Here is a 21,274-nt window from a genome sequence, read left to right on the forward strand (position 1 = left end):
TAAAACGGGGTAGAATCTATTATACTGACTTCAATTACCGTATGGTAGCGATTCCAGAAAACGTGATTGTCCTTTTATGGTATCGCTACCATACAGATTGTTGAACAAAAATGATGAGCTGTTTAAAACGTTTTGTTGGAGACATTTTCGAACTTCGATTGATGCCTCTATTGAAAGAGGAAGAACAGAATAAGTGCAGCATGAAAGGAGTGTTCATATGGAAATGATGGAGATGCAAGGTGTGAACAAGCCGATGTCCCGGTTGATTATGGGAACGGGAGACCTGAGAGTATTGGACGATGCAAAACGGTTGATGCTTGATGCTTACATTGAAGCAGGCGGCAATATGTTTGATACTGCCCATCAGTACAGAGGGAAAGAGAAGATTTTGGGACAATGGCTGGCGGAGAAGAAGATCAGGGAAAAAGTAGTCATTATGAACAAAGGCGCTCACCACGATGATGGGAGTCCAGGCCCACGGGTGAATCCACAAGCCATCCGAAAGGATCTAGATGAAAGCTTGGAGAGGCTGGGAACAGATTATATCGATCTATATGCGCTTCATAGAGATGATCCGAACGTCGAGGTTGGACCGATCATAGAAGAGCTGAATGAGCAGCTTGAGAAGAAGAAGATTCGTGCGATTGGCGCATCGAATTGGTCGCATCAGCGCATACAGGAAGCGAATGAATACGCGGCGGCGCATCAGCTAGTAGGTTTTACGTTTAGCAGTACGAACCTGAGTCTTGCCAAAGCGAAGGAGCCGAGGTGGGAGGGCTGTGTGTCTGCTGATGAGGAAACCTGCAATTGGCATGAGCGTAACCAACTGCCGCTATTGTCTTGGTCTTCGCAGGCAGGCGGGTTTTTCTCAGGTCATTTTACACCAGACAATCTCTCTGATTCGGAAATGGTGAGAGTGTATTACAACGACAACAACTGGGAGCGATACCGACGTGCAGTGAAGCTAGCGGAGCTGAAACAGGTAACACCGATTCAAATCTCATTATCTTTTGTTCTTCATCAGCCTTTCCCAACATGCGCAATCATCGGACCTCGAAATCTTGATGAGCTTCATGATTCGGTTATGGCTATGAATCTACCATTAACTGCTGGGGAAGTCGAATGGCTGGATTTGAAAAAGGAGGAGATTGCGGAATGATCAAACACCAATTGGCGGCTCAGCTCTACACTTTAAGAAACGAAGTAAAGAAGGATTTTCCAGCGGTGCTGAAGCATTTGAGTGAAATGGGATGGGCGGCCGTTCAAATCGACGGGCTGCACGGATATGAAGCACGAGAAATTGCTGCGGTGATGAAGGAACTCGGATTACGTACCGCTGGCATGCATGTAGGGCTGGAACGAATGAAGTTTGATTTAGATGCTGTGCTGGAAGAGGCACGCTTATTCGATACGAAAGACTTTATCTGTCACTCCCTGCCGGATGGGCTGCAAAATCCAGAAGGGTATGCAAGCGTGAAGAAAGACTTGCTTGAAGTTGCTGCTAAAGTTAGGGACACGAAATATCGCGTTGGCTATCATAATCATGATTTTGAATTTCATACATCCATAGATGGTAAATTTGCACTGGAGTACTTGCTTGATGATCCAGCCATTTACGCTGAGATTGATACGTACTGGGTTCGCAAAGCTGGCCAAGATCCTTTGTCCTTCATCCAGAACTATGCCAATCGTATGCCGATTCTTCATTTGAAGGACATGACTGCGGACAGCAGAGAGACTTTTGCTGAGATCGGATCAGGAGTTATTGATTTTTCTCCAATCCTGCAATGGGGATTGCGAAGCGGCGTTGAGTGGTTTGCGGTAGAGCAGGATTACTGCACAGGAAGTCCGTTGGACAGTCTGGCTGCTAGCTTGGAATACTTATTGAAATTGGAAAAAACGCTCGTTTAACCTTGAAGCCCGCATCTGAATAACCGGAACAGCGGGCTTTTCCTTATCCAATCTATAATGAATCGAGGTTTTGCTGATGAAAACGATTCGCCTTACTATGGCGCAGGCTTTGCTGCGATTTTTGGATCAACAGTATTTGTCTGTAGACGGAGAAGAGATAAAGTTCGTTCGTGGTGTTATGGGTATCTTCGGACATGGTAACGTCACAGGTATCGGCGAAGCTCTAGAGCGAGAAACTACTGAGTTATTGTTCGTGCAGGGCAAGAACGAACAAGGTATGGTTCACGCGGCTACAGCTTACGCTAAACAGAAGAACCGCCGTCAGATCTTTGCCTGCACGACTTCAATCGGCCCAGGAGCACTTAATATGATGACTGGCGCCGCAACCGCAACGGTTAACCGCATACCTGTGCTGCTTCTGCCAGGCGATAACTTTGCTTCCCGACAGCCTGACCCCGTACTGCAGCAATTGGAGGTTCCGAGTGACTACTCCATATCTGCAAACGATCCGTTCAAGGCAGTCAGCAAGTTTTGGGATCGCATCGTCCGCCCGGAACAGCTGATGTCGTCACTTCTACAGGCGATGCGCGTGCTGACTGATCCAGTTGACACCGGAGCGGTTACGTTAGCGCTGCCGCAGGACGTTCAAACAGAGGCTTATGATTATCCAGTACGCTTCTTTGAGAAGCGAATCCATTTCCTGCAGCGCCGTCCAGCGGAACAGGATGCCATTTTACGTGCCGCAGATTTGATCATGCGCAAGAAGAAACCTTTGATCATCGCAGGGGGAGGCGTTCACTATGCGAATGCGACGAAAGAGCTTCTCGCATTTGCAGAAGCATTCGGCATTCCGATAGCTGAGACGCAGTCGGGCAAAAGCGCGGTGCCGTGGAATCATCCGCTTGGCCTCGGCGGAGTTGGTACAACCGGCACACTGGCAGCGAATCGGGTAGCTGCAGAAGCAGACTTGATCATCGGAGTAGGTACACGATTTTCTGATTTCACGACGGCATCCAAATCCGCTTTTCGCAGCTCCGATGCTGCATTTCTGAACTTGAATGTTAGTTCATTTGATGCGGTTAAGATGGAAGCGGATTCGATCACAGCAGACGCAAAGTTGGCGATTGTCGCACTGCAGATGGAATTAACGAATCGCAGATTCAGATCCAGTTATGCTGACGGTTATATCCATGATTTGAAAGCGGAGTGGGACAGTGAAGTTGATCGTCTCTACGCCTTGGAGAGCGCCGATGGATTAACCCAGACTAGAGCACTCGGTATTATTAATGGATTCATTGAATCGAAGGACGTTATCGTTGGCGCCGCTGGAAGCCTTCCGGGCGATCTGCACCGTGTCTGGCGTATAACTGAACCGAACACTTATCACTTGGAATATGGCTTTTCCTGCATGGGGTATGAAATAAGCGGTGCTTTTGGCGTGGCGCTTGCGGAACCGGATCGTGAAGTGTATGCGTTAGTTGGTGATGGGAGCTACCTCATGCTTCACTCTGAGCTGATTACGGCAATCCAAGAAGGCGTGAAGCTGACCATTTTACTATTCGACAACAACGGGTTTCAATGCATTCATAACTTGCAGCGCGGTCACGGCAGCGACGGCTTCGGCAATGAATTCCGCTTCCGATCCAAAGAGACAGGAAGGTTAGATGGACCGTTTATGCCTATTGATTTCTCTTTGCTTGCCCGCGGCTTAGGCGCTGCCTCATATAAAGCTACCTCAGCGAAAGAACTGGAGCAAGCGCTGCACGACGCGAAAGCGGAACAAGGACCTGTGCTGGTGGAAATTAAGGTGCTTCCGGGAACGAATACGGATGGTTATGACTCATGGTGGAATGTCGGCGTACCTGAGGTGTCTGTGAGCGACAAAGTGAGGAAGGCGCATGAGCAGATGCAGCAAAACATCAGTGCGGCGCGCCCTTATTAATTGGGAAGAAGGGATATGATGGATACGATTATTTTTGCGGGTGATAAGGATTTGGATTTTGTAGCAATCGGCCGCATATGCATTGATTTGAATGCCAATGAAATCAATCGTCCTATGGAAGAAACGATGACTTTCACCAAATATGTGGGCGGTTCACCGGCCAACATCTGCATCGGTATGTCGCGATTAGGCATGAAAACAGCGTTTATCGGCAAGGTTGCTGATGATCAGATGGGCCGATTTATTGATCAATACCTGCGTAATAACGGCATAGACACTTCAGGTGTCACAACGGATCGGACCGGAGCGGTTACCGGACTTGCTTTTACAGAGATCAAAAGCCCAGAGGATTGCAGCATACTGATGTACCGCAGCAATGTGGCAGATTTGTTGCTCGCGCCTGAAGAAGTTGACGAATCGTTGATCAAGCGAAGCAAGGTGCTGCTCGTATCCGGTACGGCGCTGGCACAGAGTCCATCCCGCGAGGCGGTGCTTCTTGCACTTCGTTACGCACGTAAACACGGAACGAAGGTGATATTCGATATCGATTATCGGCCATATTCGTGGGCATCTCCCGAGGAAACGGCCATTTATTATCATTTGGCAGCGGAAAAGAGCGATATTATTATTGGGACACGCGAGGAATTCGATATGCTGGAGCGGTTCGACGGCAACACCGAACGCAGCGACGAAGTAACTGCGGCGCAATGGTTCGGTTACCACGCCGAGATCGTCGTCATCAAGCACGGCAAAGAAGGATCGATTACTTATGGCAAAAACGGCAGCTCACAGCGGGGTTCTATTTTCCCGGCTAAGGTTATCAAGACATTCGGAGCCGGCGACTCGTATGCAGCTGGTTTCATCTATGGACTTATGCAAGGATGGGATGTCAGCCGCAGTATGACATTCGGCAGCGCGTCAGCTTCCATTGTTATTTCCAGTCATAGCTGCTCGGACGCCATGCCGACAGTGGGGCAGATTGAACAATATATGCTTTCTTCCAAACAAGCGTAGTTGGAGAGGAGAACGACAATGATGACCCAAATGCAAGCACTTATACCTTTATCGAATTTTATTGGAGGCGAATGGATCGCCTCGACTTCAGGCAAGACAGAAGCTGTGTTTAATCCAGCAACCGAAGAAATTTTGGCTTACGTTCCGCTGTCGTCTAAGGATGAAGTTGATCAAGCTGTCCGAAATGCGAAAGAAGCGTTTAAAACATGGAGTAAAACGCCGGTACCACGCCGTGCTCGAATTCTTTTCAAATACCAACAGCTGTTAGTTGAACATTGGGAAGAGCTTGCGCAGATCATTACCTTGGAGAACGGGAAAAACTATCAAGATGCTCACGGGGAAGTGATGCGCGGGATTGAATGTGTTGAATTCGCTGCAGGGGCGCCAACGCTCATGATGGGAAAACAACTTCCAGACATCGCTACAAATGTGGAGTCGGGCATGTTCCGATATCCGATTGGGGTTGTGGGCGGAATTACACCGTTTAACTTCCCAATGATGGTACCCTGCTGGATGTTCCCGCTTGCAATTGCTTGCGGCAATACGTTTGTCCTGAAGCCCTCCGAGCGGACGCCGCTTCTTGCGAATCGTCTGGTGGAGCTGTTTAAGGAAGCGGGTTTGCCGGATGGCGTGCTGAATCTTGTACATGGCTCACATGATGTCGTAAATGGTCTGATTGAGCACCCGGACGTCATTGCGATTTCGTTTGTTGGCTCCCAGCCCGTCGCGGAATATGTGTATAAAACCGCAACGGCGCAAGGGAAACGGGTTCAGGCGCTTGCCGGCGCTAAGAACCATACCATCGTCATGCCGGATGCCGATATGGACGGAGCGGTGACTCAAATCATCAACGCGGCATTTGGCTCTGCGGGCGAGCGCTGTATGGCATGCGCTGTCGTCGTTTCCGTTGGGAAAGCGTCCGAAACGTTGATTGATAAATTGGTCGCGGCAGCTGATAAGCTAATCATTGGTAATGGCATGGATAAAGATGTTTTTCTAGGGCCGGTCATCCGCGGTCCGCACAAGGAACGTACGCTGGGCTATATTGCGACAGGTACAGAAGAGGGAGCGGTACTGCTCCGTGATGGACGTACGGATGCGGCATCAAATGGCGAAGGGTATTTCGTCGGCCCGACAATTTTTGATCATGTGACGAGTGAGATGAAAATTTGGAAGGACGAAATATTTGCTCCCGTTCTGTCGATTGTCCGCGTGGATACGCTGGAAGAGGCGATTGAACTTGCCAATCGTTCAGAACTAGCAAATGGAGCGTGCATTTTCACTCAAAATGGCAGTCATGTTCGTCAATTCCGTGAAACGATCGACGCTGGTATGCTGGGTGTGAATTTGGGCGTACCTGCCCCAATGGCATTTTTCCCTTTCTCTGGCTGGAAGAAATCGTTCTACGGTGACTTGCATGCTAACGGTTCAGACGGTGTCGAGTTTTTTACGAGGAAGAAAATGGTCACTTCCCGCTGGTAAGCGGCTCGTTAGCAGGAGGATCGGTTGATTCTGATCCTCCTGTTAAAATGTATGGACAATGGATCAAAATACCCGAAGGGAGGCATTTGAAAATGAGTGAACTAATTGTAAAACCGAACCAAACTCCGGATCAGGAAGGTAATACGCTTCGGATTACTCCAGAATCTGCAAGGTGGAAATATGTTGGTTTTGAAGTGTTTACGTTAGGTGCCGGACAATCACTTAGCCGTCTGACAGAGGAGCGGGAAGCTTGCGTTGTCCTGCTTAGAGGAAAGGCTGACGTTTCCACAGAGAAGTCAGACTGGAAGAGCATTGGTCGCCGGATGAATGTTTTTGAGAAAATTCCTCCTTATTCCGTGTATGTTCCATTTGATGATAAGTTCACGATTACCGCATTAACTGACCTGCAAATTGCTGTATGCTGGGCACCCGGCATCGGTACGCACGCAGCAAGATTGATCGAACCTGGTCATGTTGGGGTTGAAAATCGTGGCGAGGGCAGTACGCAGAGGCTCGTTCATAATATTTTGCCAGAAACCGCAGATGCAGACAGTCTGCTTGTCGTAGAAGTGTTTACGCCTGCCGGTCATTGGTCCAGTTTTCCTCCGCATAAGCATGACCGTGATTTTTTGCCTGAGGAATCACTTCTGGAAGAAACCTATTTTTATCAAGTTCAGCCAGAGCAAGGATTTGCAGTACAGCGTGTCTATACCGACGACCGTTCACTGGACGAGACGTTGACTGTAGGCAACGGTGAAGTTGTCCTTGTACCTAAGGGCTACCATCCTGTATCTGCTCCTCCAGGTTATGATGTATATTATTTGAACGTAATGGCGGGGCCAGTTCGTATTTGGAAGTTTTATAACGATCCGGATCACGCTTGGCTGATGCCGAAGCCACGATAAGATATATAACGAGGATTAAAATGCTACATTAGAAAGAGAGCAATGCCATTTGTAATGATGGCATTGCTCTCTTTCAATTTTCGATTACTCAAAACTTGACATCCCATTCTGTAACTAATATTATTACAGTAAGTCAAAAAAGAATAGAGGACATAAAGCATGAAATGCAAAATTAATCGAAATGCAGCAAATGTTTTAAAAAAGATGTTGAGCAGTAATGAAGCAGAAGGGAAGATGATTCGTGTTTTTATAACTCAGAATCATGGAGATCATGGTCATTATGATATTAAGCTGGATACACCTACTGAACATGATGAAATTGTAAAAACAGACAAAGACATTGAAATTGTATTAGATAAACGTGAACCGCTATTGGACGGGGTTTGGGTTCAATATTTTTATGTGCCGGAAGAAGGTTTCTTCATAACGAACCCTTCTACAGGTTTTCTTGAAAAATAAGGTTTAAAATATTGATGGTCAATAGGGAGGATGCAAAAATGCATCCTCTTTAAGCATTTATAGAGAGTACATGACAGGATAATGATATTGTCCGATTGCTTGAAACCCTACAGATGGACAAAGTCCAGTAATGGAGTTCTGACGACTGCATAAAACGAATATGCAGGATAGTTTAACTTCTTCGCGAATATTTCAAGTATGGAAAATATACGAAATTATTAGCGCAATCAGAAATCTGTAGGCAAGGAGCATAAAATGAAAAACCTGAAAGACCTCAAAAAAATATTTTCCGATTATACATATACAATTGTAGAAGAATAAACATAACTAGCTTATTGTAAGTCTCAGACTAAAATCAATTAATTAATCATTATGGAATCTAAAAGCAATTGGCCATTTATCTAAGTAAGGTGAAAAAATCGACCTTATCATGGACCAGAATGTAAGAGATAGACAGTTTCTTGTTCAATAAGTCAAGAGGTTCTATGAGGAGTTTTATCGACGAATGGGGTTGAAAGACTTCTCTGAAAGATAACTTATTATTTTTAGGAGGGCACAACATGGAAGTTTTTGAAGAGTATTTAGCAACTATCGTAAATCCACAACATCGGAGCCGAGCGGAAGAAGTTTTAACTTGGGTAACTAAGAAATTTCCAAATTTAAAGCCAAAAATCGCCTGGAAGCAGCCTATGTTTACCGATCACGACACATTTATTATTGGCTTTAGCGTAGCCAAACAACATATGGCTGTTGCTCCTGAAAAAGCAGGCATTAATCATTTTTCTGAGGAGATTGTGCAATCAGGTTATGACAACACCAAGGAGTTGATACGTATCCCATGGGCTAGTCCGGTCGATTTCTTATTACTTGAGAAAATAATCGAGTTTAATATTTTGGATAAGGCAGACTGTTCGACTTTTTGGCGCTAGTATAAAGCCTAACATGAAAATAGCTTATTCGCACTCGGGATATTCAGGGTTATCAAAACAGAAATGAAATATATTTATTAATTGGAAAACCAGTGTTTAATAAACTAAAATAAATGACACGAGCAAGAGCGTAGGCACAAATGTGCTTACGCTTTTTTTTCATGTTTCAACGGGAATATAGAAATAGGAGGAAGTAATTGTCTAAGATAAGGTATAATATGGTACAAAACAACTTTGTTGTCAATTCATTCGTAGTGGGAGTATTGGAGGGGAGCAATTATCAAGAAGAAAAATTGGATTGTCTTATCATTTATCTGTGTACTTTTAGGACTGTCAGCTTGGTTGACTGATATTTTATTTGAGCATATGTACAAATTGTGGTTGCTCACCTTTCTAATAAATCCTATAGGATTTTTATTTGGGCTGCTTGGAAGAAGTAAATGGGGAATGATCTCCAATGCACTAATGACCATCAGTGTTTTTATTTTTATGTTTATTGGATACTTAATTGCTGCCCTTTTTGGAGGACAGCCGTGAAATTAAAGTAATCAATTTGAAACGATTGATTTTTTAAAAGGGAGGTATTGTATGAGGAGAAATCATTTAATTTTCTTTATTTTGATCACTTCATTATTATTTCCAGGCAATTTATCAGCAACTTCATGGGCAAATGAATTTGTTGTTTGGCATGGTTATGTTTATGTAATAAGTGATGAGTATGTAACGGATATACATAAAAAGATTGGGCATGTCACTGTATATTCAGATATGGCAACCTATACTGGCAATTACTCTAACTCATATAAGAAGGGGACTAAATATTATTCAATTAAAGGTATTAGTACAGATGAAGCGATCGCAGTTCAACATAAAGATGGGAAGTTTATAAAAGCAAACAGGGATGGTAAATTCAAAGGAGAGAATACTGATTACTCAGGTTTAGTGAGAAATGTGATCATTATTTGTTTGTTAGCCATTTTGGTGATCTTTCTCGTTAGAAACAGATATAAGAAGCGGACTTAACTCGTATAAGCTCTCTAGTATGTAGATTGTAGAAGTCAAATACGGGATTATAAGGGAAACAAATGCCAACCAGATGTTCTTGGTTGGCATTTGTTTTTTCTACGAGTACATGGCAGAAAATAGAGCTGCTTTATGTGTTCGAAGAAAATAAAGTCTTGGACTGAATTTGTTGAATCAAGCGTCTCGATTTTCTTTCCCGATGTAGCGTCGGAAAAGGAAGGTGTGATACTCTTTATCTGTTCAAAGAATTAAACATTTGAATCTCGAAAGGGGGGGTGGATGTGAACCAAGAAATCACAGCTAATCTCGCAAACGAATTTAAAAATAATCAAAAGGTACTGACCGCAATCGGAGATGAAACCAGACAAGCCATTCTTATGACCCTGATTCAAGGACAACAAGATCCTGGCATGCGTGTGGGAGAGATTAAGGAGAAAACCCATCTATCCCGTCCGGCTGTGTCCCATCATTTAAGATTATTGAAGGATGCGCAAATTATTAGTGTTCGTAAAGAAGGGACCATGAATTATTATCGTCTGAACGTCACAAGCAAGCTCAAGCTGCTGAAAAATCTTGTGGATGAAATCGAGATGCTGCTTTCGCAATGCGAATGACACATGAGGATTACTTTTTATAAAGCAAGGAGGGCGAACCCCAGAATGAACATGGTAATCGAAGCAGTGAACGGTATCAAAATTCCCCAATTGGGTTTTGGAGTGTATAAAATAAAAAAAGGGGAACAATTTGAAAGGGCTATTCGTGAGGCGATCCGTGCCGGCTATCGTCATTTTGATACGGCTAAAATTTATGGGAACGAAGAAGCACTCGGCCTAGAGATTCAAAAAAGTGGAATCCCCCGGGAACAATTTTTTATCACCTCAAAAGTGTGGACGACGGATCTCGGTTATAAAGCGACGAAAATAGCATTTGAACAAACCTGCAAAAAACTGAATGTGGCGTATCTTGATATGTACCTGATTCATTTTGCCGGTCCTCATTATGTGGAAGCATGGAAGGCGATGGAGGAATTATACTCCGAAGGCAAAATCAAAGTTATTGGCGTTGCGAATTTTGAGATCAATCATCTTGAATATCTCATGAAGCATTCCAGCATTTCGCCAATGATTAACCAAATCGAAACCCATCCGGAATTTTCACAAAACGATTTGCACGATTATCTTGTCCAGAATCGAATTTCGCATGAGGCCTGGGGACCGTTGGGGCAAGGCAATAAAGCACTACTGGAGCGTCCGGAGTTAGTCGAAATCGCCCAACATCACAAAAAGTCGACGGCGCAAGTCATTTTGCGCTGGCATCTGCAGCGGGGGATTATTGTGATCCCTAAATCTTCAAACCCCATAAGGATAAAAGAAAACAGCGAGATATTCGACTTTGAATTAACCGTGGAAGAAATGGAAAAAATCAATCAATTAAACACGGGCAAAAGGCATTCAGTAAACCCGACCGGCTACATGGTTAATCCGTTTTATGTTAAGACGATGAAGCTATTTATGAGATAAATGTCAGAAATGGAAAGGAAACTTGCTCCCGCCAGGAACAAGTACAAAAAAAGGTCAGGAATCCTTCCTTTAGGTACATAGAGCAGCCCTCAACTTGATGATAATGTGAGGGCTATTTGACGTTCCTTAATATAATAATTATCCATAGTTATTTAACAACTATGCTATCCGTTCATAATGGCCAAGCCCTGTCTAACACTTTATTTTCTTCTGACATTATGGACGGGAAAAGCAGCATTTACAACCTCAGGAACTTATGATAAATTGAAAGTAGTTTCACATTATGAAATGGTGTTTCGTACAATGAAACAAAATACTCTTTTTATAAGAGGAGGAGCAGCAATGGGAGAATCAATAAAAGATCAAGTACAGAAGCAATTTGGAAAAAATGCTGCAAAATATGTAACAAGCAGCCGCCATGCCAAAGGCGAAGATTTGGCTTTTCTTGTTTCGTCATCCCAAGCCAACAAGGAGATGGAGGTACTTGACGTTGCAACAGGAGGCGGGCATGTGGCCAATGCGCTTGCACCGCTCGTCCGCCATGTGATTGCTTATGATCTGACAGAACAGATGTTAGAGAAGGCAGCGGAATTTATTCATGGTAATGGACATTCTAACGTCGACTTCGTACAGGGGGATGCCGAGCTGCTTCCATTTGCCGATGCTTCCTTTGACTTGGTAGCTTGCCGTATTGCAGCGCATCATTTTCCAAATGTGCCTGCTTTCGCTTCAGAAGCATTCCGCGTCATTAAGCCGGGCGGCAAGCTGCTTCTAATTGACAATGTTGCTCCTGAGAATGATAAGTTTGATGAATTTTACAATCAGGTTGAAAAGAAAAGGGACCCTAGCCATGTTCGTGCCTGGAAAAAGTCTGAATGGATTAACCTGCTGGAGAATAGCGGGTTTCGCCTTGAAATAATGGTTTGTTTTCCCAAACCGTTTAAATTCCAAGATTGGTGTGAACGGTCTGATCTTCCAGAAGCGGAGCAGGCTTTACTTGAGACAAAAATGCTGCAAACCCCAAAGGAGATGAAAGATTTTTTCTCTATCCAAACTGATGAACCTGGCAGACTTACCTCATTTAACGGAGAATCTGTATATATTCAAGCGATCCGTTCATAATTATTTCTTAAGTAAACGTCCCCATATAAATAGAAAAAGGCTGCTCTCAAGTCAAGTAGGTTTAACTACGATTTGAGGCAGCCTTTTTATTTGAACGGTGTATGAACGCTCATTCGCTATGACAGCTATTATTGCTGCATGTTTGCTGAATAAACATCTTTCCAGCGTTGGTTCTTTAAAATCTCAGCGTCTTTGCCCATAAAGGCGGCCATAGCCTGTGAATCGTCCATTAACCGATATCTCATCCATGCGGTCAGATATCCTCTATGTTGACCGCCATCTTGTTCAATCGCCGTATGTGCCGCACCTTTTGCCATCGCCATCATTGCCGGAATATGTGGATTTGACTTACTAATCTCTACTTTGTTGGAGGATGAAGGGGAGATAATAAAATCACGCGTTCCACTCATTACAAAAAAAGGTACCTTTATTGCGGATGTGTCGTAAACATCCTCTGGATCACAATATTTCAGCTTCGGGAGCGCAATTGAGACAACCGTCTTGATGAGAGCGCCATGTTCAAAGTTGGTGTGGGCGTTTATTACACCTGTGGAGCCTTGAGAATGACCTGCAGCACCTATTTGATCTTTTTGAATTCGTTGATAGAATGGGCTGCCGGGCATATCGTTTTGTGCTAACATATAATCAATAGAGGCAACAATTTCTTTTCCTGTCCCAGTTGTTGTACTAAAAGTATCAATAACTACAAATCCCCAACTAGCTAAATGGTTAAAAAGTTCATCGTATTGCTCAGGCAGCGCTCCTGTTCCGTTGCCCCAAGCAATGAGAGGATGCATCGAATCTTGTGATTTTGGGGAGTAGACTTTATACAGCTTTTCACCATGTTCGTCTAAGATCTCGCTCGTCTCTACATCGTATTCTCCAGATGATGCATATTTCTCTTCCACGCTGCCCGTCTCAAAAGCAGCAGAAACGGAGTTCACCAACAGAAAGGACACCGTAGAGAAAGCAATAATCATAATTAAAACAATGCCGGTCGTCCATAATAGCCATTTGCTTCTGAGAACTCTCTTAATTTGTGGCATACAATCTCCTCTCGCTATGACTAACGTGTACGTTATCCGAATGTCAGGGTGTAATGCCGGATGTTCATGATGATGAGCCTTATTAGTTTTCATAGTTGTTTAGTAGTTTTATTATACTCTATGCTTATCGGCAATGTTAATTTTCACATCAAACCGTTCGCAGTTCTTATTAAGCTAGGGAGGATGAACTAGAATGCTTTACGATTTAAAGGGTGAAGCGAATATGACACCTATTGTGGGAATGTTATTTTCCGCTGTAAAAGAGAATAATCAACGGCTGCAATTAATTACTGGCGGCATGTCACAAGAAGAAGTGGATTTTAAGGGGCCTGATCACAGTTTTAATAGTACTGCTCAGTTAATCAAACACATCATGTATGTTGATCTGAATTGGGTTTATAGATTAAAGGGGCAACCACTTCCACTGTCATTAAAGGAATTATATGGCCCCATGATAGATGAAAATAATAGACTTCCTATGGTCAAAGGGATATCTTTGAATACACTAATGACCAAATATGATGATGTATTAAAAATGTTAAATGATTCATGTGCACAATTAACAGAGGCTGATCTAGATAAAATTGTTACTTTTGGACATGAAAATGAAAAGCGTGCAACGATACGTTGGGGTTTGTGGCATATGGCTGACCATAGCCGCTATCATCAAGCTCATATTAATTTGCTTAGGAAATGGTATGGTGACAATTCGCAGTCTAAATAATGGGGGAACCACAGTCATCATTTTTTGTGCGTTGTAAAGATAAAAAGAGCAAACGCTGCTGCAGCGTTTGCTCTTTTTATTGATGTAGCCTTACATTACTCAATTTTATCAAGAGATCGGTTTTTGGCGATATCCAAAACAAAATCTCCTAAATCATCATAACTCATTTGATTTAATTTCTCTTTGAGAGCTTCCGAAATCGTCTCTTTTTCAAATATTCCTTTAATAATATCAATGACCAATTCAACCCTAGCCTGATGCCTTTCCTTCGTATCCATGCGCATTCCTATATTCTCCTGTTCTCGATAGGCGTTCTTCAATATCGGCAAAACCTAAAGTGTAAACTGATGACTGCCTATTTTCTTAGTGGCTGTACGCGTCTTGAACCAAGCCGAATTGGTAATTATCGGATTAAAGAAGAACAGCGCATTGCCAGTGGGATCATTCCCTTTTACAGCAGCTTTAGCGGCTTTGAATGCCGTTTGGTTCGGAATAAGCCAGTACTGACCGTCCTTTACGGCAGAGAACGCATTGGGCTCCATAATGACTTCTTTTACTGTGTTCGGGAATTTTGAAGACTGAAGCCGATTCATGACAACTGCCCCAACCGCCACTTGGCCTTTATACTCTTCTCCTCTAGCCTCGGCATAGATGACACGTGCGAGCATGGAAAGTTCCTTTTTGTTGACCGACAATTTTTTGAGCTTCGCCCATGTTTTTGGACCTACAACGCCGTCACCCTGGAGACCGCTCTTTTTTTGAAAGGATTGAACCGCAGTGCGGGTAGCCTTTCCAAAACTGTTATCGATGGGCAAATTGTAATAACCCATTGTTTGAAGCCGAAATTGCAGATCTGTAATGTCCTGTCCCTTGCTGCCAAGTTTCAACACGGGTGAAGCATCAACTTTGTGATTTGATACGGCTGCGGTAACTAGTACGAGTAGGACAAATAGAGTCAAAAATCTGTTCATGATGAATAAATCCCTCCTGATGCGAATGATAGGTAATGATTGGATGGCATTGAGCGTTTATTCTAGCACAGCATGAATAGGATAATCTTGTTAAGATTTTCTCATTTACACGCCCCCCTGAAATCAATAAAACGCGACGAAACCTTATAAAAGCAATACATAAGGAGTGAATAACGATGGTGAATAATTACAAACGCTTCATTCAAAATCAATTCGAAAAAGCGAAGTCTACCGCTTCCGAGCTTATTTCTTCAAGAAATGAAGAAGAAGAAAAAGCTATCATAGAACTCAATCCACAAAATTATGTTGAGCTGAAAGCAATCGCCGATAAGCAGCATACGACCGTGCAAGCGATTATCGATGGAATCTTAGTCCAATACTTGGCAAGCGCTCCATACGAAATAGCCCCGATCACGACGGGCCAGAAGGAAGATAACCCGCTTTTGTATTTGGATGGTATTTGCAAATTAGAGGATTAAGGAGTGCTGACAGATGGATAACCACTTAAATGTACAAGATACAATATTTTTGGATGAAACAGCTTTTGCTGCATTGATGAACCCGGAGGACCCTCATTATGTGAAAGCTCGTTCCCTGTTTTTGGATTTGCATGATCTTGAACGTAATTATGTAACGACCAACTCTATTTTATTTGATCTTCACGAATGGCTTCGTAATGAATACAGCTATCAGCAGGCAGAATATTTTCTAAATGCAATTGATAAGGCAGTCAGTAAAGGCAAGCTGGCGGTCATCTCCAGCGGCCCTGAATTTGAGGGGGAATCGCGCAGATTGCTTATCGACAGGCCTGAGCTCCGATTCTCTCTCAGCGAAGCATTAACCGCTGTGACTATGTCCTATTATCAGGTAAAACGTATCTTTACTTTCAATCACAATTACATGATGCTAGCCAATTTGGATAAGGATATTCGGATCATTCCGTCCAATTAATGAGCATTTAAATAAATACAGCCATATTGGTATGCATCGTATTAGACTTTTTTAGTATTGATGCAGCAATTGTGAAAACGCCAAAAAGCAGCTCTTCCTCGTTAGAGGAGGGGCTGCTTTTGTTCTTTCTAATGTGAATTAAGTAGAGCTGCGAACGACCAAATGTGTAGGTAAAATAACCTTCTTCGGCAGCAAGCTATTCCCATTCATTCGTTCTAATAATAAGTCAACGGCGACCATCCCAATTTCCTCGGTCGGCACATCAATGGTTGATAGAGGCGGATTGGAGTATTTGGATACTTCAATGTTGGATAGGCCGATAACAGCCACTTCATCAGGCACAGAGATCCCGTTGTTATATAAGCTGTTAAGGGTTGCCATAGCCATCAAATCACTGGCAGCAAAGAAGGCAGTAGGCAAGTTGTTTGTTTGGCATAAATGATTGACTTTATCGATACAGACAGCCTCATCCCACATGCAATCAATAAGCCATTCGGGATTAACACTCATTCCAGCAGCATGCATGGTGGAATAGTAACCTTGATAGCGCCGGCTTTCTTTTAAGTTGCTTTTTAAGCCGCTTCCACCTATATAGCCAATATTCGTATGTCCTTTTTCAATAAGATGGCTGACGGCTAGAGAAGCAACATTGTAATGGTCATAACCTACATTATCAATATCCCAGCGTTCTGTATCGATGCCAACAATATGAGGTACCTGCTTGCGAACATATTCATATGTTTCGCTATTTAAGGATTCCATTAGGATAAGCCCTGTAATCGATTCACTAAACGTGTTAAACAAAATCTTCTTGTCATCTAATTCAGGACCCGTTCGAATAAAGGCAATATTGTAACCTGATTGAAGCAATCTCTTTTCTACACCGGATAATATAGACATGAAATACGGATCGTTATACTTGTTTTTTGTCACACTTAATACGCACCCTATTTTGACTTGAGCTTTGTTTGCTGAATGATCCTTCGTTGCTGCTTGATGCTTGGGGCTATCAGTAATTTTATAGTTAAGCTGTGTAACGGCCTGCCAGACTCTTTCTCGTGTTTCATCTGTGATTTTATACTTCGTATCATTATTTAAAACTCTAGATACGGTAGCCGTGGACACATTCGCTAATTTAGCAACATCCCTAATCGTACTCATAGCTATGCATAGTCTCCTTTTGAAAATGCTAATGATCGTTACGTTACGTTGTGATTCGTCATTAGCGCTTTTATGTTTTGTTGCGTGAAAATTACGTTCATACCGATTTATCAGTATGTATGCCTACTAAACTATATAGTAACATACGAATGATGCGTAGTCTCACATTAAATTTTATTTGAGAACGATGTAATTTCCTCTTGCAGGATTGGTTAGAAATGTTATAATTGCACAATAAGATTACTAAACAAACTGCATATATAACGTAACACACAACGTAACAAAAAAGCAAATGTTGTTTATTTAAAGAGAATACCTAGTGAGGAGATGATGAGACATGAATAAAGCGATGACCGTGTATCCGATAATCGTGGATAGCTTACTAAGCAATCCTGGCATTGGTTTTACTTCAGCACCTGGTTTAATGGATGACATCGGCGATGTGTTTGACAATAGAGGGGAAAAGAAAGAGAAATATAAATTTACGCAAGACAGCAGGACATACAATCATCCGGATAGCAAAGTCTATTTCTGCAGTGCTCGCTGGAGGGATATAGAAATTGCAAAAGGTGTTTTCAGGTGGGAAGTGCTTGAGGAGAAGCTAGAGTATGCCAAATCCATGGGATGTACTGCGGTGGTACGTTGTTCGCCATATGCACTAAGTGAAGAAGATGATATACCGGAATGGTTTCGAGCGGAAAGTCCGGAGGAGCCCGATTTTCCTTTTTGGAGAGTAGATCCTGAGACAACGAGGTATGTGGAGTATTGGTCTGATTTTATAAAAGCTTTTGCAAAGAAGTATGACGGGCATCCCGTTATAAGCTCTATAGATTTGACGATTGTAGGAGCATGGGGGGAAGGCGGAGGCACGGAGTTTTTAGAGCCAGAGGCCATTCAATGTATTACAGATGCTTATTTGGATGGTTTTAAAATTACACCTTTGCAAGCGCTTTTACATGATCCACTTTCAATGAAGATCATAACGGATCGCAAAGCCAAAGTAGGCTTTCGTGTCGATTGTCTAGGCGATATGGGCGGTTTTCATGGCAAACGATGGTCACATATGACCGACTTTTACCCTCAGAATATACAGAACTTTAAAATGGAAAATGCATGGGAGAAAGCTCCGATTTTATTTGAAGCATGCTGGCATATGAATGACTGGTATATTCAGGGCTGGGATATTGATTACATTATTCAAGAAACGCTCAAATGGCATATTTCTTCCTTCAACAACAAAGGGACAATCGTACCGGAGCCTTGGAAAGATCATGTGAAGCAGTGGCTAAACAAGATGGGCTACCGCTTTGAATTAAGAAAGTTCACTTATGATGCTGAAGTTGAGGCAGGCGGGAATCTAGATGTTGCTGCTTTGTGGGCTAATGTTGGGGTCGCACCTATTTATAATCGCTATCCGCTTGTATTGAAGCTAACAAGCAATAATCAGACTTATACACTTTATAGCAAAGAAGATATAAGAGAATGGCTGCCGGACGAAGATATTGCTTGGGAAGAGAGTTTTTCGATTCCGAGCGATGTGCCAGCAGGAGAGTATCGTTTAGAAATTGGTATAGAAACAGGTGTGCAAGAGATTGGAAATGTTAAGCTGGCGATTGAAGGAAATACGGACGGCTATTACGAGATGGGAAAACTTTTGATAAAAGGGGATCAGTAACGAATGTCGATACGGTTGGATTTTAAAACGGCTGCTGCGTACTGCAAATTTGATTATCTTCCAGAAGGTTTAGAAGGCAAATATAAAAGCTACGAACCGAGTAACAAGACTATACTCATTCCACGTAAGTTTTTAAATGAAATTTTTGAGCAATATCAACTTCCCGAGCATACCAAACAGTGGCTGGTTGGCGGAATTGAAGCGATAGAAAAGGATGAAATATTATTTCTATTCACGGCCTTTTTAGTAGATGACATGTGCTCGTTGCGCAATCGCTGTGATGAAGATTTTTATACGAATATGACTCCGGGATGTATGAAGCAATATAGTGATCTATATTCCTTTCTTTTGCTGCTTGCTTGTGTTGTCCCTTCTATGGAAATGGTGGAAAAGCGCGGAATTCCTAAACCATATTACGAGAATATTCCTCATCAGCCACTTAAAGCTCAGTTGGAAAAATTAGTGGCATACGGTGATTCTAAAGTCAGTGACTTTCCGTGGGATTTGAATTTTTATACTTGTTCAATATTTCGATTAGATCGATTTCTCTTTATACCTTATCGATTTGAAGATCCTTTTACCATGTATCGTCATGTTCACACGCAAGAGGTTATTGCACTTCGTCATGCGGGAGAAGAGTTTCGCAGCGATGGGCAAAGGAATGGAATCAATGGTGTATTTGATCCTGGGGGACATTTCACATCGAAATGGGAGGAAAATGCTGATCACATTATCGCTAATCGGATTAATCCAATGGGCTACGTTGAAAGAGAACCAACTTCGATAGTAAAGAAGGAATGGGAACCGGTTCTTCAGAGAGGAGATACCCTATTAGCGCTGCATATTCCATCTGGACCTGGCTATACACCCGAAAGGCTGAAACATTCGATGTCACTCGCAATTGAATTATATGGTAACTATTTTCCGGAGTTAGCTATAAAAGGCTTCTGGAGCGCAAGCTGGCTTTATGATACGAGATTATCGCTGATATTGGACAATGAAAAAAGCAATATCGTATTGGTTCAAAGGCAGTTTTATAATTATCCCACATTTGAAGGGGACAGCATGCTGCGTTATGAAGCCTTTGGAGATCGGGAGGCAGATCCTGTCCAGAACGATGTCCAATACAAAACCTCGTTGCAAAGAGCTGCTGCAGCTTATATGAAGACGGGAGCGCGATTTAACACTTTAAGTATGATTGTTTTGAAGGAAGAAATTGAACAGATTGGAAACAAGCCCTATATTTCAGATGCGGATATTGATCAATTCTTTAATACCGTTGACTGCCATTTACAGAGGAGGTAATGGGATGGGTAAATATTCGCTTGAAAACTACGAGAAGTATAAAACCGTAAAATTCCGGCCTTATCCATTACCGAGTAATGACGCTCAATCAAGAAATGGTGCTTTTCAATATGTTTCTTATTCATGGAATGAACTAGAGCCGACTAGAGGGGAATACAAACTCGAACAGTTGAAGGCAGCACTTAACACAGCAACAAATCCAATACTTAGGATCAAACCGGACTTACCTTTATGGGTGAAAGGCCATGCTGATGATTGTTTTGCGGCTTTTATAAGAAAAGTTGGCAGTTATATAGATTCAGATAGTCGACTTGCAGGAGTCGTAATATCGACACTCGCTGACGGTAAGGAAGAATGGAATGCCTATACGGATTCATTTGAAGCCACGACGCTTCTTGCTGATCTGCACAATGCAAAACTGATTCAATACTTAAGGGGACGTGGCCGCGGGTTTGGCTTGATCGTAAAGTGTTGTGAAATTAACTGGATAACATGCTGTGAAGCATTTGCCAAACAGAAGCTGCAGCAGGTATGGAAGAGTTATCCGGTTGTCATTCATTTTACCGATAATGTATGCGGTCCTAATAGTAGGCGTGAGGCGCATCGCTGGCATGCAAGCCTTTCTAATCTGGAAATAGAGCTTGGATATAACCTTACTCTACGAAGATTGACATATCCAGAGAACGTTTCTAGTGGGGGCAGCTTGCCGCTTCGATTCTGGTTTGTTAACACAGGGACTTCAAAAATTTACCGTGAATTTCGTTTGTGGGTGAAATTAGTGCAAGGGGATGTATCGTATGAAATTCCCATCCATGCTGCAACGGAGTCATGGTTAACGGGGGATCTTGTCCATAACGAGATTATACAATTGCCGGATATGCCGCCTGGAAATTATACATTAAGCTTTGGCTTATTTTTCAAAGACCGAACATTCATCGATCTGAATATACAAAGCAACGTGCAGGACGGTTATTACGAGGCAGGTACTGTGAACGTTGAAATCACAAGTGAAGATCCTCTTTTGAATATATGGGATACCTATTATCCCGAAGGATATTATCCATTGGAAGATCCTAAATTGCCGGAATAGTAATAGAGAGCATCTTGGATAAAAACTCATACGCTGGAGGTAGT

The 21,274-nt window shown here is 42.8% G+C and carries 22 protein-coding genes; 18 read left to right on the forward strand and 4 right to left on the reverse strand.

Translation table 11 applies throughout. The annotated features are described in order from the left end of the window. The first annotated feature begins 217 nt into the window (after positions 1 to 217). The 12 genes from AB4Z50_RS01830 to AB4Z50_RS01885 all read left to right on the forward strand — a co-directional run bounded on the left by AB4Z50_RS01830 (position 218) and on the right by AB4Z50_RS01885 (position 12,307). Positions 218 to 1,159, forward strand: coding sequence for an aldo/keto reductase (locus AB4Z50_RS01830; protein ID WP_441874968.1), 942 nt, complete (start codon positions 218 to 220; stop codon positions 1,157 to 1,159). Further along, complete coding sequence (locus AB4Z50_RS01835; protein WP_441874970.1) at positions 1,156 to 1,911, forward strand: sugar phosphate isomerase/epimerase family protein; 756 nt, start codon at positions 1,156 to 1,158, stop codon at positions 1,909 to 1,911. Before AB4Z50_RS01830 ends, AB4Z50_RS01835 begins: the two co-directional genes overlap by 4 nt. Before the next feature lie 76 nt (positions 1,912 to 1,987). Further along, positions 1,988 to 3,853, forward strand: a complete 1,866-nt coding sequence (gene iolD, locus AB4Z50_RS01840; protein ID WP_441874972.1) for a 3D-(3,5/4)-trihydroxycyclohexane-1,2-dione acylhydrolase (decyclizing) — start codon at positions 1,988 to 1,990, stop codon at positions 3,851 to 3,853. 18 nt (positions 3,854 to 3,871) lie between these two features. After that, a complete protein-coding gene (gene iolC, locus AB4Z50_RS01845) occupies positions 3,872 to 4,867 on the forward strand; it encodes a 5-dehydro-2-deoxygluconokinase (protein WP_441875550.1) in 996 nt (331 codons plus the stop codon). Between the two features lie 18 nt (positions 4,868 to 4,885). Beyond that, entirely contained in the window at positions 4,886 to 6,349 is a 1,464-nt protein-coding gene (locus AB4Z50_RS01850; RefSeq protein WP_441874974.1) for a CoA-acylating methylmalonate-semialdehyde dehydrogenase, read from the forward strand. A 92-nt stretch (positions 6,350 to 6,441) separates the two neighbouring features. After that, a complete protein-coding gene (gene iolB, locus AB4Z50_RS01855; RefSeq protein ID WP_441874976.1) occupies positions 6,442 to 7,254 on the forward strand; it encodes a 5-deoxy-glucuronate isomerase in 813 nt (270 codons plus the stop codon). 159 nt (positions 7,255 to 7,413) lie between these two features. Then, complete coding sequence (locus tag AB4Z50_RS01860; protein WP_441874978.1) at positions 7,414 to 7,713, forward strand: iron-sulfur cluster assembly accessory protein; 300 nt, start codon at positions 7,414 to 7,416, stop codon at positions 7,711 to 7,713. Between the two features lie 560 nt (positions 7,714 to 8,273). Continuing rightward, positions 8,274 to 8,642 (forward strand): iron chaperone, encoded by a 369-nt coding sequence (locus AB4Z50_RS01865; RefSeq protein WP_441874980.1) that lies wholly within the window; start codon positions 8,274 to 8,276, stop codon positions 8,640 to 8,642. A gap of 588 nt (positions 8,643 to 9,230) precedes the next feature. Continuing rightward, entirely contained in the window at positions 9,231 to 9,665 is a 435-nt protein-coding gene (locus tag AB4Z50_RS01870; protein ID WP_441874982.1) for a hypothetical protein, read from the forward strand. A gap of 275 nt (positions 9,666 to 9,940) precedes the next feature. Then, positions 9,941 to 10,279, forward strand: a complete 339-nt coding sequence (locus AB4Z50_RS01875) for an ArsR/SmtB family transcription factor (protein WP_441874984.1) — start codon at positions 9,941 to 9,943, stop codon at positions 10,277 to 10,279. A 45-nt stretch (positions 10,280 to 10,324) separates the two neighbouring features. Continuing rightward, positions 10,325 to 11,185: an aldo/keto reductase gene (locus AB4Z50_RS01880; RefSeq protein WP_441874986.1), complete on the forward strand. Its 861-nt coding sequence runs from the start codon at positions 10,325 to 10,327 to the stop codon at positions 11,183 to 11,185. A 342-nt stretch (positions 11,186 to 11,527) separates the two neighbouring features. Further along, on the forward strand, positions 11,528 to 12,307 hold the full coding sequence (locus AB4Z50_RS01885) for a class I SAM-dependent methyltransferase (RefSeq protein ID WP_441874988.1): 780 nt from the start codon (positions 11,528 to 11,530) through the stop codon (positions 12,305 to 12,307). 128 nt (positions 12,308 to 12,435) lie between these two features. Here AB4Z50_RS01885 and AB4Z50_RS01890 read toward each other — a convergent pair whose 3' ends face one another. Beyond that, on the reverse strand, positions 12,436 to 13,353 hold the full coding sequence (locus tag AB4Z50_RS01890; RefSeq protein ID WP_441874990.1) for a poly(ethylene terephthalate) hydrolase family protein: 918 nt from the start codon (positions 13,351 to 13,353) through the stop codon (positions 12,436 to 12,438). A gap of 193 nt (positions 13,354 to 13,546) precedes the next feature. On the opposite strand from AB4Z50_RS01890, the gene AB4Z50_RS01895 reads away from it, so the two are divergent. Next, positions 13,547 to 14,077: a DinB family protein gene (locus tag AB4Z50_RS01895; RefSeq protein WP_441874992.1), complete on the forward strand. Its 531-nt coding sequence runs from the start codon at positions 13,547 to 13,549 to the stop codon at positions 14,075 to 14,077. Between the two features lie 95 nt (positions 14,078 to 14,172). Here AB4Z50_RS01895 and AB4Z50_RS01900 read toward each other — a convergent pair whose 3' ends face one another. Next, positions 14,173 to 14,361, reverse strand: a complete 189-nt coding sequence (locus AB4Z50_RS01900) for a hypothetical protein (RefSeq protein WP_076265587.1) — start codon at positions 14,359 to 14,361, stop codon at positions 14,173 to 14,175. A gap of 48 nt (positions 14,362 to 14,409) precedes the next feature. Continuing rightward, a complete protein-coding gene (locus AB4Z50_RS01905) occupies positions 14,410 to 15,048 on the reverse strand; it encodes a cell wall hydrolase (protein ID WP_441874994.1) in 639 nt (212 codons plus the stop codon). Positions 15,049 to 15,224: 176 nt separating this feature from the next. Here AB4Z50_RS01905 and AB4Z50_RS01910 point away from each other — a divergent pair, with 176 nt between their 5' ends. Beyond that, a complete protein-coding gene (locus AB4Z50_RS01910; RefSeq protein ID WP_441874996.1) occupies positions 15,225 to 15,527 on the forward strand; it encodes a hypothetical protein in 303 nt (100 codons plus the stop codon). Positions 15,528 to 15,540: 13 nt separating this feature from the next. After that, positions 15,541 to 15,999 carry a hypothetical protein gene (locus tag AB4Z50_RS01915; RefSeq protein ID WP_339203021.1) on the forward strand — a complete coding sequence of 153 codons (459 nt, stop codon included), beginning with the start codon at positions 15,541 to 15,543 and terminating at the stop codon, positions 15,997 to 15,999. A 138-nt stretch (positions 16,000 to 16,137) separates the two neighbouring features. Here AB4Z50_RS01915 and AB4Z50_RS01920 read toward each other — a convergent pair whose 3' ends face one another. Then, positions 16,138 to 17,160 carry a LacI family DNA-binding transcriptional regulator gene (locus tag AB4Z50_RS01920; RefSeq protein ID WP_441874998.1) on the reverse strand — a complete coding sequence of 341 codons (1,023 nt, stop codon included), beginning with the start codon at positions 17,158 to 17,160 and terminating at the stop codon, positions 16,138 to 16,140. Positions 17,161 to 17,497: 337 nt separating this feature from the next. Between AB4Z50_RS01920 and AB4Z50_RS01925 the strand changes: the two genes are divergently transcribed. From AB4Z50_RS01925 to AB4Z50_RS01935, 3 genes are read left to right on the forward strand one after another with little or no spacing between them, the layout of a single operon-like run. Beyond that, positions 17,498 to 18,835 (forward strand): DUF4832 domain-containing protein, encoded by a 1,338-nt coding sequence (locus AB4Z50_RS01925; protein ID WP_441875000.1) that lies wholly within the window; start codon positions 17,498 to 17,500, stop codon positions 18,833 to 18,835. A gap of 3 nt (positions 18,836 to 18,838) precedes the next feature. After that, positions 18,839 to 20,140, forward strand: coding sequence for an acyltransferase domain-containing protein (locus AB4Z50_RS01930; RefSeq protein ID WP_441875002.1), 1,302 nt, complete (start codon positions 18,839 to 18,841; stop codon positions 20,138 to 20,140). A 4-nt stretch (positions 20,141 to 20,144) separates the two neighbouring features. Further along, on the forward strand, positions 20,145 to 21,230 hold the full coding sequence (locus tag AB4Z50_RS01935) for a DUF4832 domain-containing protein (RefSeq protein ID WP_441875004.1): 1,086 nt from the start codon (positions 20,145 to 20,147) through the stop codon (positions 21,228 to 21,230). The last annotated feature ends 44 nt before the right edge of the window (positions 21,231 to 21,274 follow it).

This window comes from Paenibacillus sp. 2TAB26, assembly GCF_052115145.1.
Lineage (GTDB): Bacteria > Bacillota > Bacilli > Paenibacillales > Paenibacillaceae > Pristimantibacillus.